Annotated in this window: 18 protein-coding genes; 3 read left to right on the forward strand and 15 right to left on the reverse strand. The window is 70.4% G+C overall.

Annotated features, from left to right (window positions below; translation table 11 throughout):
- Positions 1-212 precede the first annotated feature (212 nt).
- A complete protein-coding gene (locus ACJ73U_RS24165; protein ID WP_407779976.1) occupies positions 213-626 on the forward strand; it encodes a nuclear transport factor 2 family protein in 414 nt (137 codons plus the stop codon).
- 251 nt (positions 627-877) lie between these two features.
- Here the strand turns inward: ACJ73U_RS24165 and ACJ73U_RS24170 are convergent, their stop codons facing one another.
- From ACJ73U_RS24170 to ACJ73U_RS24210, 9 genes are all read right to left on the reverse strand, one after another.
- On the reverse strand, positions 878-1,345 hold the full coding sequence (locus ACJ73U_RS24170) for a hypothetical protein (RefSeq protein ID WP_407779977.1): 468 nt from the start codon (positions 1,343-1,345) through the stop codon (positions 878-880).
- Between the two features lie 15 nt (positions 1,346-1,360).
- The gene (locus ACJ73U_RS24175) at positions 1,361-1,681 is read right to left on the reverse strand and encodes an antibiotic biosynthesis monooxygenase family protein (protein WP_407779978.1); all 321 of its coding nucleotides are present in this window, start codon (positions 1,679-1,681) and stop codon (positions 1,361-1,363) included.
- 5 nt (positions 1,682-1,686) lie between these two features.
- Positions 1,687-2,907, reverse strand: coding sequence for a beta-ketoacyl synthase N-terminal-like domain-containing protein (locus ACJ73U_RS24180; protein WP_407779979.1), 1,221 nt, complete (start codon positions 2,905-2,907; stop codon positions 1,687-1,689).
- Positions 2,904-4,175 (reverse strand): beta-ketoacyl-[acyl-carrier-protein] synthase family protein, encoded by a 1,272-nt coding sequence (locus tag ACJ73U_RS24185; protein ID WP_407779980.1) that lies wholly within the window; start codon positions 4,173-4,175, stop codon positions 2,904-2,906. Before ACJ73U_RS24185 ends, ACJ73U_RS24180 begins: the two co-directional genes overlap by 4 nt.
- 115 nt (positions 4,176-4,290) lie before the next feature.
- The gene (locus tag ACJ73U_RS24190) at positions 4,291-5,184 is read right to left on the reverse strand and encodes a cupin domain-containing protein (RefSeq protein ID WP_407779981.1); all 894 of its coding nucleotides are present in this window, start codon (positions 5,182-5,184) and stop codon (positions 4,291-4,293) included.
- A gap of 11 nt (positions 5,185-5,195) precedes the next feature.
- Positions 5,196-5,444, reverse strand: coding sequence for a phosphopantetheine-binding protein (locus tag ACJ73U_RS24195; protein ID WP_407779982.1), 249 nt, complete (start codon positions 5,442-5,444; stop codon positions 5,196-5,198).
- 14 nt (positions 5,445-5,458) lie between these two features.
- The gene (locus tag ACJ73U_RS24200) at positions 5,459-5,776 is read right to left on the reverse strand and encodes a TcmI family type II polyketide cyclase (protein ID WP_407779983.1); all 318 of its coding nucleotides are present in this window, start codon (positions 5,774-5,776) and stop codon (positions 5,459-5,461) included.
- Between the two features lie 116 nt (positions 5,777-5,892).
- The gene (locus ACJ73U_RS24205) at positions 5,893-6,807 is read right to left on the reverse strand and encodes an NAD(P)-dependent oxidoreductase (RefSeq protein WP_407779984.1); all 915 of its coding nucleotides are present in this window, start codon (positions 6,805-6,807) and stop codon (positions 5,893-5,895) included.
- Positions 6,807-7,277: an ester cyclase gene (locus tag ACJ73U_RS24210; protein WP_407779985.1), complete on the reverse strand. Its 471-nt coding sequence runs from the start codon at positions 7,275-7,277 to the stop codon at positions 6,807-6,809. The genes ACJ73U_RS24205 and ACJ73U_RS24210 overlap by 1 nt, the downstream gene beginning before the upstream one ends.
- Before the next feature lie 152 nt (positions 7,278-7,429).
- On the opposite strand from ACJ73U_RS24210, the gene ACJ73U_RS24215 reads away from it, so the two are divergent.
- The gene (locus tag ACJ73U_RS24215) at positions 7,430-8,458 is read left to right on the forward strand and encodes a medium chain dehydrogenase/reductase family protein (protein WP_407779986.1); all 1,029 of its coding nucleotides are present in this window, start codon (positions 7,430-7,432) and stop codon (positions 8,456-8,458) included.
- Here the strand turns inward: ACJ73U_RS24215 and ACJ73U_RS24220 are convergent.
- Together ACJ73U_RS24220 and ACJ73U_RS24225 are read right to left on the reverse strand one after the other, a co-directional pair.
- Positions 8,445-9,089 carry a response regulator gene (locus ACJ73U_RS24220; protein WP_407779987.1) on the reverse strand — a complete coding sequence of 215 codons (645 nt, stop codon included), beginning with the start codon at positions 9,087-9,089 and terminating at the stop codon, positions 8,445-8,447. The genes ACJ73U_RS24215 and ACJ73U_RS24220 overlap by 14 nt on opposite strands.
- On the reverse strand, positions 9,086-10,147 hold the full coding sequence (locus ACJ73U_RS24225) for a sensor histidine kinase (protein ID WP_407779988.1): 1,062 nt from the start codon (positions 10,145-10,147) through the stop codon (positions 9,086-9,088). Before ACJ73U_RS24225 ends, ACJ73U_RS24220 begins: the two co-directional genes overlap by 4 nt.
- A 108-nt stretch (positions 10,148-10,255) precedes the next feature.
- Between ACJ73U_RS24225 and ACJ73U_RS24230 the strand changes: the two genes are divergently transcribed.
- A complete protein-coding gene (locus tag ACJ73U_RS24230; RefSeq protein ID WP_407779989.1) occupies positions 10,256-11,326 on the forward strand; it encodes an alpha/beta hydrolase family protein in 1,071 nt (356 codons plus the stop codon).
- Here ACJ73U_RS24230 and ACJ73U_RS24235 read toward each other — a convergent pair.
- Genes ACJ73U_RS24235 through ACJ73U_RS24250 form a run of 4 tightly spaced genes read right to left on the reverse strand, consistent with a single transcriptional unit; the run spans position 11,310 to position 15,585 of the window.
- Positions 11,310-13,886, reverse strand: a complete 2,577-nt coding sequence (locus tag ACJ73U_RS24235; RefSeq protein WP_407779990.1) for an ABC transporter permease — start codon at positions 13,884-13,886, stop codon at positions 11,310-11,312. The genes ACJ73U_RS24230 and ACJ73U_RS24235 overlap by 17 nt on opposite strands.
- Positions 13,886-14,644, reverse strand: a complete 759-nt coding sequence (locus ACJ73U_RS24240; protein WP_407779991.1) for an ABC transporter ATP-binding protein — start codon at positions 14,642-14,644, stop codon at positions 13,886-13,888. Before ACJ73U_RS24240 ends, ACJ73U_RS24235 begins: the two co-directional genes overlap by 1 nt.
- A complete protein-coding gene (locus tag ACJ73U_RS24245) occupies positions 14,641-15,108 on the reverse strand; it encodes a hypothetical protein (RefSeq protein ID WP_407779992.1) in 468 nt (155 codons plus the stop codon). Before ACJ73U_RS24245 ends, ACJ73U_RS24240 begins: the two co-directional genes overlap by 4 nt.
- Before the next feature lie 15 nt (positions 15,109-15,123).
- The gene (locus tag ACJ73U_RS24250; RefSeq protein ID WP_407779993.1) at positions 15,124-15,585 is read right to left on the reverse strand and encodes a DUF1707 domain-containing protein; all 462 of its coding nucleotides are present in this window, start codon (positions 15,583-15,585) and stop codon (positions 15,124-15,126) included.
- Positions 15,586-15,765: the final 180 nt, after the last annotated feature.

A 15,765-nucleotide genomic window follows, 5' to 3' on the forward strand; every position in this document is an offset into this window, starting at 1 on the left:
CCGCGCGCCAGTGCCGACCCCAGTGTGGCCGGGAATACTGACGACCGAGTCGAGCTGACGAGGTGATCTCGTGTACGTCGCGTACGGTGCTCATGGGGCGGCGAGGTCTCCCCCGGGAGTACGCGGGAAGCCGTCGCCCGGGTGACGACGGGCAGGGACCCAAACCGCCATTCTTGTTCCATCGCAAGGATCTCCAGTCGAAAGAGGGCGACATGAGCGACGACACCGCAGCGATCACCGACCTGCTCGACCGCTGGGCCGAGGCCGAGCTGTCCGGCGACCACGAGGCCATCGGCACGTTCCTCGCGGCGGACTTCCTGGGCATCGGCCCGTTCGGCTTCACCCTCACCAGGGAGGAGTGGCTGCAGCGGCACGCCTCCGGCGACCTCGGCTACACCCAGTACAAGCTGCTGGACACGACCGTCCGCCAGTACGGCGACGCGGCGATCGCGGTCGGCATCCAGGACCAGGCGGCGACGTACCAGGGCAACCCGGTGCCGATGTCGAAGCTCCGCTACTCGGCTACCCTCGTTCGGGTCGGTGGTGACTGGGTGATCGCCGGGTTGCAGATGTCGCAGCTGGGTGCGCCCCAGGGTGGCACCGGTGGTCGTCCACCGGGGCGTTGAGTCCCATGAAGAAAGCCCGGGCCGGTTGTCTGGCCCGGGCTTTCTGCCGCATTGAGGCACTTGTCGAACGTAGGCCAGGTCCTGGCTCGTCAAAGCATTTCTTGAGCTGGTTTTGAGTCGCTCTTGAGTTGGTTCTTGTTCGCCTTCGAGCGCGCCTCAGCCTCGCCGCCCTTCTCCTTCCCCCTTTTCTCCCCACACGTGACGGCGCCCCGGGCGTGCCGCCCGGGGCGCCGTCACGTGCATGCCTTGCCTCAGACCGCGAGTACCGCGGCGATGTACGCGGCCACGGCCACGATGGCGCCGTACGTGCGGACCTGGTGGGCGAGGTGCCAGGTGTGCCGCTTCTGCGCCCACCTCTCGTCGTCGACCTTGTCGATGCTCCACTTCTCGACCTGGCGCCAGATCGGGCGGTTCACGCCCTCCGAGGTCAGGCCCACGACCGCCATGCCGACCGAGCCGACCACGAACAGTGTCGCGGCCGCCGCGCTGCCGGTGGCGAACGCGGCGATGACGCCGATGCCCGCCGCGATTACGCCGTTCCACACGGCGATCGGGTGGAAGACGTGCATGTCGATTCGTTGGCAGGTCGACACGTAACGGTCGTACGGCAGGCCGTTGAGCAGCGGGAGGATGGACAGCTTCATGATCCAGAGGGTGCCGAGCTGGATGCCGGACGCGGCCAGCACCCAGACACTCATGATGGTGAGCGCGTTGGTCATTTCTCTACTCCTGTTTCAGCTGGCGAGCCGGGTCTTGCTCGTCTCTTTCCGGACCACGAACTTGATCGAGCGGGCCTCGCTCATGCAGGCGCGCATCGGTCCGGCCAGGTCGCGGTGACCGGGGCTCTGCTCCCACCGGACGAAGTCGTCCAGTGTTTCCCACTCGCTCGTGATCAGCCACTGTTCGGGGTCGGCCGGGGACTGGCACACCTGGTCCAGGATGTGCCCCTGGACGCCCGTGGCCACCTCGTAGCGGATGTTCTCGTACGCCTGCAGGAACTCCTGGGTGCGCTCGCGCGGCACCCGGACCAGGAACACGATTCGGGCATGGGTCATGACACTCACTCCTCGTACCGGCCCACGACCAGGGACGTGTTGTAGCCGTCGTAACCACGCGCGTTGACCACGGCCACGTCGACGTGGCTCGGTGTGGCCTCGCGGACGAAGTTCAGCTCGCAGCCCGGTGCGACGTCACCCAGGCCGTGTGTTGCCGGCAGCGTGTCGTACCGGATGGCCTGCAGCGCCGTGGCCACGTCCAGCGCCGCGCCGCCCTGGTACATGCGGCCGATCTGCGCCTTCTGGGTGGTGACCGGCACGTCGCCGAACACCGACCGGATGGCCTCGGCCTCGACCGCGTCGGCCGCCGGCACCCCGACGGCATCCGGGAACACGACGTCCACGTCGGACGCCGACCGGTCCGCTCGCGCCAACGCGACGCGCATGGCCCGCGAGTACTGCTCGACCGAGCCGCCGTTTCCGGGGCGGGTCGCGCGGCCGTCGTGTGTGGCCGCCCAGCCGAGCACCTCGCCGTAGATGTCCGCGCCCCGTGCGCGGGCGTGGTCGAGGTCCTCCACCAGCAGCACCGCGCCACCCTCGGCGGCGACATAACCCCGTGCGCCGACCGAGAACGGCTGGTAGGCCGTCGCCGGGTCGTCGGACACCGACAGCCGGCCGGTGGACAGCTGGCACGTCAGCGCGTACGGCGACAGCGGAGCCTCGGTTCCGCCGGCCAGCACCACCTTGGTGCCACGACGGATGGTTCGAGTGGCCTGGGCGAAGCTGTCCAGGCCACCCGCCGCCTCCGCGACCAGCACCGAGCACTGGCCCTTCAGCTGGTGCAGGATCGAGATCTGGCCGACGCTCGCCGCGTAGAACCAGGCGATCGACTGGTACACGCTGACCTTGCCGTCCGGCTCGGCCCACAGTGCCTGTAGCTCGCCCTGTCCGAACTCGTTGCCGCCGGACGACGACGCCAGAGCGACCGCCGCCCCGTACGGGTCCAGTGTGGACAGATCGATGCCGGAGTCGTCGAGCGCCTCCTGGCTGGCCGCGAAACCGTGCCAGGTCCAGCGGTCGGTGGCGACCTTCAGCCGTGCGGTCACGTAGTCCGCCACGTCGAACTCCGGGACCTCGCCGGCCAGTGCGACCGGGTACGACGACGGGTCGAAGCGGGTGATCCGGCCCAGCTTCGACGTGCCGTCCAGCACGGACTTCCAGTGCGCGTCCGCCCCGACACCGGATGGCGCGACGACGCCGATACCGGTGATGACAGCCCTGTTCACGCCGCCTCCTTCAACGCGCTGAACACCATCGCGCTCTGGAACCCGCCGAACCCGCTGCCCACCGACAACGCCACGTCGACCTTCTTCTCCCGCGCGGTGACGGGCGTGTAGTCGAGGTCGCACTCCGGGTCGCGCTCGGACCAGTTGGCCGTCGGCGGGACCACGTTGTTGTCGATGGTCAGTGCGCAGGCCGCCATCTCGATCGCGCCGATCGCGCCGAGGGAGTGGCCGATCATCGACTTGATCGAGCTGACCGGCGTCCTGTACGCGTGCTCGCCGAGCGCCCGCTTGAACGCCGCCGTCTCGTGGCGGTCGTTCTGCTTGGTGCCCGAGCCGTGCGCGCAGATGTAGTCGACGTCGGTCGGGTTGGTGCGGCCCTGGTCCAGCGACACCCGAATGGCCTCGGACATCTCCAGCCCGTCCGGGCGCAGACCCGTCATGTGGAAGCCGTTCGACCGCGACGCGTAGCCGGTGACCTCGCAGTACACCTTGGCGCCGCGGCGCAGTGCGTGGCCCAGCTCCTCCAGGATCAGGACCGCGCCGCCCTCGCCCATGACGAAGCCCTTGCGGGTCGCGTCGAACGGCCGGGATGCGTGCGACGGGTCGTCGTTCTCCGGGGTGGTGGCCTTGATCGCGTCGAAGGACGACACCGTCACCGGGGAGATCGGCGAGTCCGACGCGCCCGCGATGATCACGTCCGCCTCGCCGTCCTGCACGAGGTGCCAGGCGTAGCCGATCGCGTCGATGCCGGACGTGCAGCCGGTCGAGACCACCTGCGTCGGGCCGTGCGTGCCGTACCGGTGCGCGATGTCCGCGGCCAGCGACGACGGGACCAGCGCCTGGTACAGGAACGGGCCCGCGTACGTGTGGTCGACCAGCCATTCCTTGCCGGTGTTGGACACCGCGACGTACTCGTCCTCGAGTGCCATCGTGCCGCCGACCGCGGAGCCCATGACGACGCCGGTGTTCTCGAGCGTCTGCTCGTCCAGCACCAGGCCCGAGTCCGTCAGCGCCTCCGCGGCGCAGGCCAGTCCGAACTGGACGTACCGGTCGGCGCGGCGGATCTCCTGTGTGGTCAGGCCGGCCGCGACCGGGTCGAAGTCGGCCTCCGCGGCCACCCTGGACCGGAACTTCGTCGCGTCGAAGAAGGTGATCTTCCTCGTCGCGGTGCGGCCCGCGGTCAGGGTGTCCCAGAACTGCGTTCGCGTGACGCCACCGGGGGCGACCACGCCGACCCCGGTGACGACAACCCTGCGGTGTTGGCTCATGCCGTCGCCTCCTTCGCTCCGTGGCGCCGGAACGCTCCGCAGGCTCCGCTCCACCGGCGCCCTTCGCGAACCCGACGCCGGCCTGGATACCGATGGTTCGCTCCGCAGGCCGCGTTCATGCGGCCTTCTTCTCCCTGGCGGCCAGGATCTCCGCGGCGAACGCGGCGGCCTCTTCCCGGGTCTCGGTGTCCACGTGGCCCAGCTCCGGCCGCGGCGCGAGCGGGCCGAGGTGGAACACGGCGAAGACCTCGTCGCCACCCACGTTGCGCAGGCGGTGGCGCTTCTCCTTGGGCACCAGGATCGCGCTGCCGGCCGGCAGCTCAACGACCTTGTCGTCCACGTCGACCTCGAGCGTGCCGCGGATGCAGAACACGAACTCCTCGCTGTACGGGTGGTAGTGCTCGGCGATCGCCTCACCCGGTGCCAGCGTGGCGCCACCCATGAACCCGGACGTGCTGGCGACCGTCCGCGGCGACAGCAGCGTCTGGATCGTGCCGCCCCGCCGGTGGTCCTGCGGGCATTGGTGAATGGCCACGACCTTGTCGTCGGACGCCCGCTTCGAGTGGTGGATCTTCTCGATCTTGTCCTTGATGACCCGCATCTGGACTTTCGAGTTGGTGTTGATGTTGTTGACCATCCACTCGTCGTCCACCGGCGCGGTGTCCTTCATGTGGAAGTCCTGGACCCAGCGCAGGATCACGCCGCCCTCGACCTCTTCGTAGTACCAGTCGAGGTTCATGTACTCGAACGGACCGGTCTCGATGCGGTGCGAGTGGGTCCGCTTCTCGTCGTAGTAGCGGGTGCGCTCGCTCACCCAGCTCCACGTGACGCCGTTGTCGTCCGGGTACATGGTGAGGCGGAAGGTGATCGTGTCACCGTCCTCGCTCACCACCTCGGTGGCGGCGTACTCGGTGAACAGGTCCGGCCAGTTCGGCACGTCGTTGGTGATGTCCCAGACGAGCTGGAACGGCGCCTCGATCCGGATCTGGTTGTCGGTGTGCCCAGCCATCTCCGCCCCCTCTACGCTGCCTGCTCGGCGACGTTGTCGTTGATGAAGTCGACGATCTGGCCGACGTTGAGGTCGCCGGACTCGTCGGGGATCTCCACCCCGTAGGCCTTGGTGATCACGATCTGCAGCTCGAGGACGGCGAGCGAGTCGAGGCCCAGCTCCTCCAGCGTGCCCTCCCGGTTGCCGGCCAGCGTCCGCTGGTCCAGGCCCACCTTCGTGACCAGGATCGACTCGACGTCTTCGAAGGTGACGTTCGCCATTTCTTGGACTCTCCCTACTTGTCGTACGTGTAGAACGGCCGGGCCTGGGCGTCCTTGGGCGAGCGCCAGGTCGAGAGGTACGGCGAGATGTACTCGCTCAGCCGCTCGGAGATCCGGACGAACTCCGGGTGGCCCTTGATCCGGTTGATGGTTTCCTGCCCCGGCTCGTCGGTCTCCAGCAACTGGATGTAGACGTCACCGAGTGTCCACAGTGATCGGTGCTGGACGCCGGCGATGCGGGGCAGTTCGGTGGCGTCGGACTCCGCCCAGATCTCGGCGACCCTGTCGTGTGCGTCCGGCAGTATTCGAGCGACAATCAATGATCGGTGCACGGCCAGTCACTCCAGCTTCGGCAGTGGTTTTCCTTCTGAGGATCCGCTTCGTCCGTCCCACGGACAGGAGTCCCGAGTCCCGAACCGCCCAGGACACGGCGCTCACCACACGACACTCAGGACTTGACGTCCCCCGGCCACGGGTAGTCGAGACCGGAGGCCTGCTCCAGGATCGCGATGATCGAGGCGCAGTCGTGCTCGCCGAGGCCCTGGTTCTTCGCGTTGGTGAGCCAGTCGTGGCTCGCCGCGGTGGCCGGCATCGGCACCCCCAGCCTGGACGTCTCGGCCAGCACCAGCCCGAGGTCCTTGCGCATGAGCTTGAGCCGGAAGTCCGGGTTCTCGAACGCCCGCCGCGCCATCACGCCGGCCTTGAACTTCATGACCGGCGCGCTGTAGCCGCTGGCCGCGATGAGCCGGATGAGCGTGCCGCGGTCGAGCCCGGCCTTCTCCCCGAACACGACGGCCTCGGCCAGTGCCTGCATCTCCACGCCCATCAACAGGTTGAGCGCGAGCTTGGCGGTGGCGCCCTTGCCCGACTCGCCCAGGTGGACGATCTCCTTGGCGAGGTGCGCGATCACCGGCCGGATGGTCTCGACGTCCTCCGCCGCGCCACCGATCATGAACCGCAGCTCGCCGTCCCTGGCGTGCTGGGCGTTGCCGAGCACGCAGGCGTCCAGCCCGCGGTGCCCGGTCCCGGCCAGCCGGTCCTTCAGCCGAACCGCGAAGTCCGGCGCGACCGTGGACATGTCGGCGACGACCGCGCCCCTGGGCAGGGTCTCGACCACGCCGTCGGCGCCGAACAGCAGCGTCTCCACGACCTCGCTGGTGGCCAGCGAGAGGAACACGACGTCGGCGCCGGCCGCCGCCTCGGCGGGGGTGTCGGCCAGCACCGCGCCCTGCTCGGCCAGCTCCGCACCCTTCGCACGCGTCCGGTTGTAGACGGTCACGTGCGCGCCGCTGTCGAGCAGCCGCGCCGCCATGCCGCCGCCCATCGCGCCGAGGCCGATGAACGCGATCTTCGGGGCGCCCATCAGCTGGCCTCGGGCAGCGCGACACCCTCGGGCGGCCGCGCGCCGGCCGGCGGCGCGGGCTCCTTCACGATGCCCAGTTCGAAGAGGATCCGCGGGAAGTCGTCGCTGATCCACGACTCGACGACCTTGCCGTCACGCACCCGGTGCAGGTCGACGCCCTCCACGACGAACGAGTTGCCCGTGGGCGGCATCCACATCAGCGGCCCGGTGTGCGTGCCGGTGGTGCGGAACCGCAGGCCGACCAGCTCGCCGGCGGCGAACATGTCCTGGATGCCGCAGGTGAAGTCCGGGAAGGCCCGCTTCCAGAACTCGACCGCCAGCTGGAAGGCGGCGGGGCCTTTCGGCAGCGCCAGCCCGGCGGTGTGCACCTCGTAGTCGGGGGAGAAGACGTCGTGGATGAAGTCCAGCTTCCCCTTGTTGAGCCCTTCCTCGGTGATGAACCGAACGAGCTCGATGTTCTCGTCTGACATCGGGATTCGACCTCCCCTTGGGAACACAGTCGACCCCGACCATGTCAGGCGTGGTGACCCAGCGTCGTCCACACGCGGTCCCAGCCGGGCGGGACGATTTCCCCTGGGGAGTGGGAAAACTGGTTGTTAGCGTCGGTACGGACGAGAAATCCATGCCCACGGAGGACAAGATGTCCAGCACCTCGGTCTACGCCGTCAACCGGGCCCAGACCAACAGTCTCGAGGTCCGCACCGAGGAGATCCCGCCACCGCCCGCGGGTCACGCGCGGGTCCGGGTGGAGGCGGCCGGCGTCTCCTACGGCGACCTCCTCTTCCAGCGCGGTGTCATCCCCGGCGGCCCGAAGCCCCCGTTCGTGCCCGGCTGCGACCTGACCGGTGTCGTCGAGGAGGTCGGCCCGGGCGTCGACCTGACCGTCGGCCAGCGGGTCGCGGCTCTGGTGGTGTCCGGCGGTTACACCACGGCCGTCAACCTGCCGGCCGCGCGGCTGGTCCCGGTGCCCGACGGAGTCGACGCGGTCGCGGTGGCCTCGGTGGCCCTCAACTACTTCATCGCCTACCAGATGCTGCACCGCGTCGCGCGGGTCCGGAGTGGACAGAGCATCCTGGTGCACGGCGCGTCGGGCGGCGTCGGCCTCGCGTTCCTGCAGCTCGCCGAGCACATCGGCAACGTGACGGTCTTCGGCACCGGCTCCGCCGCGAACGCCGACCTGATCACCCGCCACGGCGCCGTCGCGATCGACTACCGCGCCCAGGACTTCATGAACGTCGTCCGCGACACGGTCGGCGGCGTGGACGCGGTCTTCGACCCCATGGGCGGCGGCCACTTCTGGCGCTCGTACGCCGTCCTCAGGAAGGGCGGCAGGCTGGTCGCGTACGGCCAGAACAACGCCCTGCGGAACGGGAAACGCAACCTGGCCATCGGCGCGGTCGGCTTCCTCGGTGGCATCGCCCTGCCGAACCTCAAGCCGGACGGCAAGAAGACGGGCTTCTACAACGCCTGGTCCCTGGAGAAGAAGCAGCCCGCGGCCTATCGCGAGGACCTGGCCGAGGTCCTGAACCTGCTGTCGGCGGACAAGATCGCCCCGCGCGAGGTGGCCACCCTGCCGCTGCGCGCGGCGGACGAGGCCTTCCGCCGGCTGGAGCAGGGCGTCACGGGCAAGCTGGTCCTCACGACCGACTGACCCCGTTCTCCCACGCCCACACGGCGATCTCGACGCGGTTGCGCAGTCCGAGCTTGGTCTGGATGCCGGCCACGTGCGTCTTGACCGTGCTCACCGAGATGAACAGCTCGGCCGCGATCTCCCGGTTGGTGCGGCCCCTGGCGATGGCGCGGGCGACCTCGGTGTCCCGCTCGGACAGGGGCCGTCCACCGGATCGTCCTGTGTGGACCGGTGCGAGCCGCCGCAGGAGCCGCACCGTGACCGACGGCGAGACGAGTGCGTCGCCGACACTCGCGGCGCGGACGGCCTCGGCGAGCAGGGCGGGTCCGGAGTCCTTCAGCACGAAACCGGCGGCGCCGCAGCGCAGTGCGCCGTAGACGTACTCGTCGAGGTCGAAGGTCGTGACGACGACCACCCGGAGCGGGTCGGTGACGTCCGGCCCGGCGAGCGCACGCGTGACCTCGATGCCGTCGAGGCGCGGCATCCGGATGTCCACCAGGCACACGTCCGGCCGCAGCCGCCGCGCGAGGTCGATCGCCTCGACACCGTCCGCGGCCTCCGCGACGACCTCGATGTCGGGCTCGTCGGAGAGCAGGAGCCGCAGGCCGGTGCGGACCATGGCCTGGTCGTCGGCCACCAGGACGCTGATCATCGCACCGGCAGCCTGGCACGCACGGTCCAGCCGGGACCGTCGCACGGCCCGGCGAACAGCGTGCCGCCGAGCGCCTCGACCCGTTCACGCATGCCGACCAGGCCGTACCCGCCGCGGTGCGGCCGGGCGGCCGGTCCGTCGTCGACGACCTCCACCGTGATCCCCTCCCGGTCCTGAGCCACGCTGACCGCCACCGACCGCGCGCGCGGGGCGTGCCGGGCGACGTTCGTCAACGCCTCCTGGACGATCCGGTACACGGTGCTGGTCACCTCCCGCGGCCACGCCGTCCCGCCGTCGGGCAGCCGCAGGCGCACCGCCGGCCCGTCGAAGCGTCCGACCAGCTCACCGAGGCTTTCGGGAATCGCCGCGGCGGAGACCGCGTCGCCGGTGTCCCGCAGCAGCCCCACGACCTGCCGCATGCCGGTCAGCGCCTCGGCCCCGGCGGTCTCGATGCCGGCGAGGTGTTCGTCCAGCGCCTCGGGGTGCCTGCGCCGAACGACCCGGGCGGCCTGGGCCTGGAGGACGATGCCGGTGACGTGGTGCGCGACGACGTCGTGCAGTTCCCGCGCCAGCTCGAGGCGTTCGTCCCGGCGCGCCTCCTCGGCGGCCGCGCGGTGGCGATCGTCGAGCAGCCGTAGGCCGAGCCCGGTGATGACGGCCCCGCACCAGGCAAGCGCGTTCAGCGTCGCGACGCCCGGCGTGACGAACCAGCTGCCGGCGACCACCGCCAGTCCGCCGGTGGCGACCAGAGCCGCTGGCCGGACCGGCCGTACCCGGATCGCGGAGCCGAGCAGGACGGCCAACCCGAGGGCCATCGCCGGGCTGGGCTCGCCAGGCAGGTGGGCGACCCTGGCGACCGCCACCGCGGCGACCGCGACCGCGAGTCCCAGGCCGGCGGCCCACAGGCGGCGCCGCAGCAGGGCGAGCACGCAGACCGCGGCCCCCGCGACGCACCCGAACACCCAGTAGGCGCCACCCCAACTGTCCACGATCGCGTACGCCTGGACCGCCAGCGCCACGGCGAACGCGGCACCGGTCAGCCGATCCCCAACCGTCACGGCACCAGACTACGAACCAGCACCTGCCCGGGGGATCGGCCAGAAGTACGGTCGCGACCATTCCTCGGACCGATGCGCCGCGCTGCGCGGACTCAACACGATGAGCCCATGAAACGCATGCTGGTCGTCCTCGCGGGACTGCTCGCCATCGCGACGCCCGCGTCGGCCGACCCCGTGAACACGCCGTACCTACCCGCGCCGACCGGCTCCCGTCCGGTCGGCACCACGTCCCTCCACCTGACCGACGAGAACCGCCAGGACCCCTGGGTCCCGTCGGCCGGACCGCGTGAACTCATGGTCAGGCTGTGGTTCCCGGCGAAGTCGCGGGGCACGCACCGGGCGCAGTACATGACGCCGACGGAGTCCGAGCTCGTACTGGAAGGCACCGGAGTCACCGGCGTGCCACCGGACATCCTGAGCAGAACCCGCACCAACGCCTACACCGACGCGGCGCCGGCACCGGGCCGGCACCCGCTCGTCGTGCTCTCGCCCGGCTTCACCTGGCCGGTCAGCACGCTCACCGCACTGGCCGAGGACCTCGCGAGCCACGGCTACGTCGTCGCCGGCATCGACCACACCTACGAGAGCTTCGCCACGACCTTCCCCGACGGCCGGGTCACCACCTGCGCCGCGTGCACGCTGGACGTCGACGACTTCCCCACGCTCCTCATCGAGAGCCGCGCCCGCGACGTGTCCTTCGTGCTGGACGAGCTGTCCGGGTACCGGTTCGTCGACCCGTCCCGCATCGGGATGGCGGGCCAGTCGCTCGGCGGCGCCAGTGTGGGCGAGACGATGCTGACCGACCAGCGGGTACGCGCCGGGGCCAACCTGGACGGCTCGATGTTCAAGCCGCTGCCCGAGAGCGGGCTGTCCCGGCCGTTCCTCTTCTTCAGCGAGCAGCAGATCACCGACCCCACCTGGGAACGGGACTGGCCACGCCTCACCGGTTGGAAGCGCTGGCTCACCGTCGCCGGCTCGGTGCACCAGTCCTTCACCGACTACGACATGCTGGCCCAGCAGATCGGCGTCGACCTGGGTAGCGGGCTGCCCGGCACCCGCTCGGTGGAGATCACCCGCCGCTACGTCCGGGCCTTCTTCGACCTACACCTGAACGGCGAGCCCCAACCGCTGTTGGACTCGCCGTCCAGGTGCTACCCGGAGGTCATTCGTAAGCGATAGCCGACAGCACGTTCACCTTCGCCGCCCTGGTCGACGGGGCCAGGGCGGCGAGCAGTCCGGCCACCACCGCGAGCCCGAGGAACACCGCGAGCGACACCCACGGGATCTCCAGTGCCGAGAGCCCGAGCACGGTCGACACGGCGACCCCGGCCGCCCCACCGGCGACGAGCCCCAGCACCGCCCCGAACAGGGACATCAGCACCGACTCGGTCACGACCATCTGCACCATGTGCGACCGCCGCATCCCGATCGCCCGCAGCAGCCCCAGCTCCCGCGTCCGCTCCAGGATGGACAGTGCCATCGTGTTGATGATCCCCAGGATCCCGATCACGACCGACAGCCCCAGCAGGACGTACAGCATCGTCTCGGCGATGCTGACCTGGTTCGCCGCGTCCGCCGCCAGCTGGGTCTGGTCCTGCACCGTCACCTCGGGGTTGTCCGCGACCAGCGCGGTCACGGCCCGGGCCGCGGCCGCCGCGTCGGCGCCGTCCGCCAGCTGCACGTACCCGATCGCGGGCGCGTCGGACACGAACAGGTTCGGCACCTCGGACGGGTTGAACACCGGTCCCCGCAACAGGTAGGTCGCCTCGTACGAGCCGGCGATCCGGAACTCCCGCCAGCCGGCGCGTTGCGTCGCCAGGCGGATCGTGCCGCCGACGTGCAGGCCCTGCTTCGACAGCGTGTCCTCGTCCACCACGACCGAACCAGGGGCCGGTGTGCGCGGCGACCCCGTCAGCTTCAGCACGGGGGACAGCTGCGACAGGTCCGCCGCGGCCGCGGGCGAGGACCCCGACGGCAGCTGCACCGTGTCCACGTACTGCGCCACGGCCCGCGAGACCCCGGGCACGTCCTGTGCCTTGTCGATGACCGACGCGGAGAACGTCGGCATGATCCGCCCGTCCGCCGCCGACGGCGGGCCACCGATCCCGCCACCACCGGCCCGCGCGGTCACACCGTCACCGCTGATCACCAGGTCCGCCCCGAGGTCACGGGTGGCGCTCCCGCTCAGGTCCGCCTTCATCGACTGCGCCAGCACGCTCACGCCGCCGACGAGCCCCAGCGTGATCACCATGGTGGACACGGTGATGGCCGTGCGCCGCGGGTTGCGGGCCGCGTTCCGGTTGCCCAGCTTGCTCGGCATCGACCAGCCCACCACCCGGCCGAGGGCCGGCAGCAGCGAGCGGCTCAGCGCCGGCGTCAGCAACGCCAACCCGAACAGCCCCAGCACGATCCCGCCGGTCAGCGCCACCCACCGCAGCGAGCCGAGGTCCGCCAGCGACGCGACCACGGCCGCGATCCCGACGACCGTCGGCACCACCCCCAGCACGGTGATCCGCGTCAGCGAGCGCTGCTCGGCGGCGGACGCCCGCATGGCCTGGATCGGCGGCACCCGCGACGCCTTCACCGCCGGCAGCAACGCGGCCACCAGCGTCACCGCGACGCCGATCGCGAACGCCAGCACCAGCTGCGACACCGGCACGATCAGCCCGACCGGCAGCGACGCCCCGCTGTTGGCCTCCATCACCATCTTCAGCAGCACCGAGACACCGATGCCCAGCCCGATGCCCACGATGGACGCGCCGGCACCCACCAGCAAGGCCTCGACCAGCACCGAGCCGATGATCTGCCGCCGCCGGGCGCCGAGCGCCGACATCAGCGCCAGCTCGCCGGTCCGCTGCGCCACCAGGATGTTGAAGGTGTTGAGGATCAGGAAGATCCCGACCAGCAGCGACAGCCCGGAGAACCCGAGCAGCACCATCCGCACGATCTCCAGGAACGCCTTGCCGTCCGCGGCCGTCGCCGAGGCCACCTCGTCGCCGGTCCGCACGTTGTAGGTGCCGTCGAGCGCCTGCGCGATCCGCGTCTTCAGCACGGTCCGCGACACGCCCGGGTCGGCGGTGACGGTGATCGAACTGTACACATCGGACGCGCCGAGCATCAGCTTCTGCGCCACCGGCTCCGTGAACGCGACCTGCGTGTCGCCACCCATCGAGCCGCGCCCGTTGCTGTAGCCGTAGATCCCGACGATCGTGAAGGTCTGCCGGGGTGCGAGCGTGAGCACGTCGATGGTCTGGCCGACCTTGAACTGGCCGCGGTCCGCGAGGCCGCCGTTGATCGCCACCTCGTTCGGCGACTTCGGCCCGCGACCCTCCCACAGCCGCACCAGCCCGGTCTCGCCGTGCCAGGCCACCCCGCTGCGGGGCGGCCCCTGCACGCTGATCACCTTGCCGTCGTGCCCGACCGGCCGGGCGCCGTCGACCGACACCTGGCCCTGCGCGGACCTCACACCCGGCACCTTCGCGATCTCCTGGACCGCGGACGCCGCCACCGGTGGGGCGAAGCCCTTGCCGCCCACCCCGGAGTCCACATCGGACTTCTTGCTCACCGAGACGTCGATGTCCGCGTTGGTGCTCGCGAAGATCGAGTCGAACCCGCTGCCGATGGTGGCCGTGGTGACCATGGCGGCGGACACCGCCATCACACCGAGCACGACCGCGAAGCCGGCCAGGATGAGCCGGAGCTTGCGGGACAGCAGCCCCTTCAGCGTCGCCTTCAGCATCACGAACCCCCGTCGAGGCTCTTCATGGTGTCCAGCACCTCGTCGGCGTTCGGCTCGAGCAGCTCGTGCACCGCCTTGCCGTCCTGGAGGAACACGACCTGGTCCGCGTACGCGGCCGCGCTGGCGTCGTGCGTCACCATCACGATCGTCTGGTTGAACTCGTCGACCGACTGGCGCAGGAAGCGCAGGATCTCCCCGCTGGCGCGGGTGTCCAGGTTGCCGGTCGGCTCGTCCGCGAAGATCACGTCCGGCTTCGGCAGCAGCGCCCGCGCGCACGCGACCCGCTGCTGCTGGCCGCCGGACAGCTCGCTCGGCCGGTGCGCGAGCCGGTCCGCCAGCCCGACGGCCTCGACCACCTGGTCGAACCACGCCTGGTCCGGCGTGCGCTTCGCGATGGCGAGCGGCAGCAGGATGTTCTCCTCGGCGGACAGCGTCGGCAGCAGGTTGAACTGCTGGAAGACGAAGCCGACCCGGTTGCGCCGCAGGTCCGCCAGGCCCTTGTCGGACAGCGTGGTCAGCTCCGTCTCGCCGATCCACACCTGACCGGAGTTCACGGTGTCCAGTCCGGCGAGCGAGTGCATGAGCGTGGACTTGCCGGAGCCGGACGGGCCCATGATGGCCGTGAACCGGCCGCGGCGGATGTCCACGGAGATGTCGTCGAGTGCGGTCACGGCGGTGGCACCCAGGCCGAACTTCTTGGTCACGCCGACCGCGCGGGCCGCCAGACCGGTGATCGTTTCGGGGGCGACGGTAGTCATGGTTGCTCCTGGAGTACTGGGGATCGGCGCCAGCTGACCCGGCCCCATGGCTTGAGGATCGACAGGACGGTCGCGAGCGAGGTGAGGACCGTGAGGAGGCCGAGCAGCGCGGGGTCCACCGCGGTCGCGAGGTTCGCGACGGCCAGCAGCACCAGCGCGATGACGAGCTTGGCGAGCACCCAGTAGAACCTGGCCAGGCCCCACCTGGTGCCCATGCCCAGGACGACGCCCGTGAGCAGCACGAGCAGTGTGCCGGGCAGGAAGAAGGTGCTGGAGAGCGAGGTGACGGCGGTGTCGAGCGCCGCGGCCCGCGTCGGGTCGTCCGTGCTCAGTGCGGACAGGCAGAGCGCGAGGTCCGCGACCAGCACGCCGAGCCAGCCCACCGAGCACGCGACGTGGAGGATCATCCAGATCTGCCGGACCCGCCTGGGTAATGGCTGAATGCCCTGCGTCGAGATCTTCATGACCCTCCCCGCCTCCTAGCCGCCGACGCGCTGCCTCTCGACCCACCATGGTGGGCCGGAGCGCTGACGTGCCCATGGAGGAACGCCGCCCGACCGGACGAGACGCGCGTGCAGCAGGAACGTGCCCCACAGCACGAACATCGGGCCGGCCGGCCAGAAGAACGGCACGTCCATCGCGGCCCACCGGAGGATCAGCAGTACCGAGACAACCACGGCGACGGCCGCGTGCACTCGAAGCCGGGCCGGGAACCGCTCAAGCCCCGTGGGGGCTGTGCGCGTCCGTTCGGCCGGCAGGTCGGCCACGAACTCGGTCAGCTCGTGGCGGAACTTGGTGGTGTAGACGCGTTCGAGGCGCTCGTCGGCCTCCGCGATGGACAGCCGCCCTTCACCGGCGGCTTCGCTGACCAGTCTGGCGATGCGTTCCCGTTCGGTGTCCGAGGCCCGCACCGCCCGCTCGATATCCTGTCGCTCGTTCATGGGTACCAATGTGGTCCTTTTCCGCCCCGAAATCGTCGGGCGGCGGACGGCACCTGGGGTACCACCGGCGGATACGCCGGGCGGCGGCGATCTGCGCCCCAGGTAGTACGCGCCCCGGACAAGTACGCTGCGGGTGAGCGGAGCTTGCGGAGCGCAACGTCGTCGCCGAGGCGGGAGGGG

The organism is Actinophytocola sp. (assembly GCF_045807065.1).
Taxonomy (GTDB): domain Bacteria; phylum Actinomycetota; class Actinomycetes; order Mycobacteriales; family Pseudonocardiaceae; genus Actinophytocola.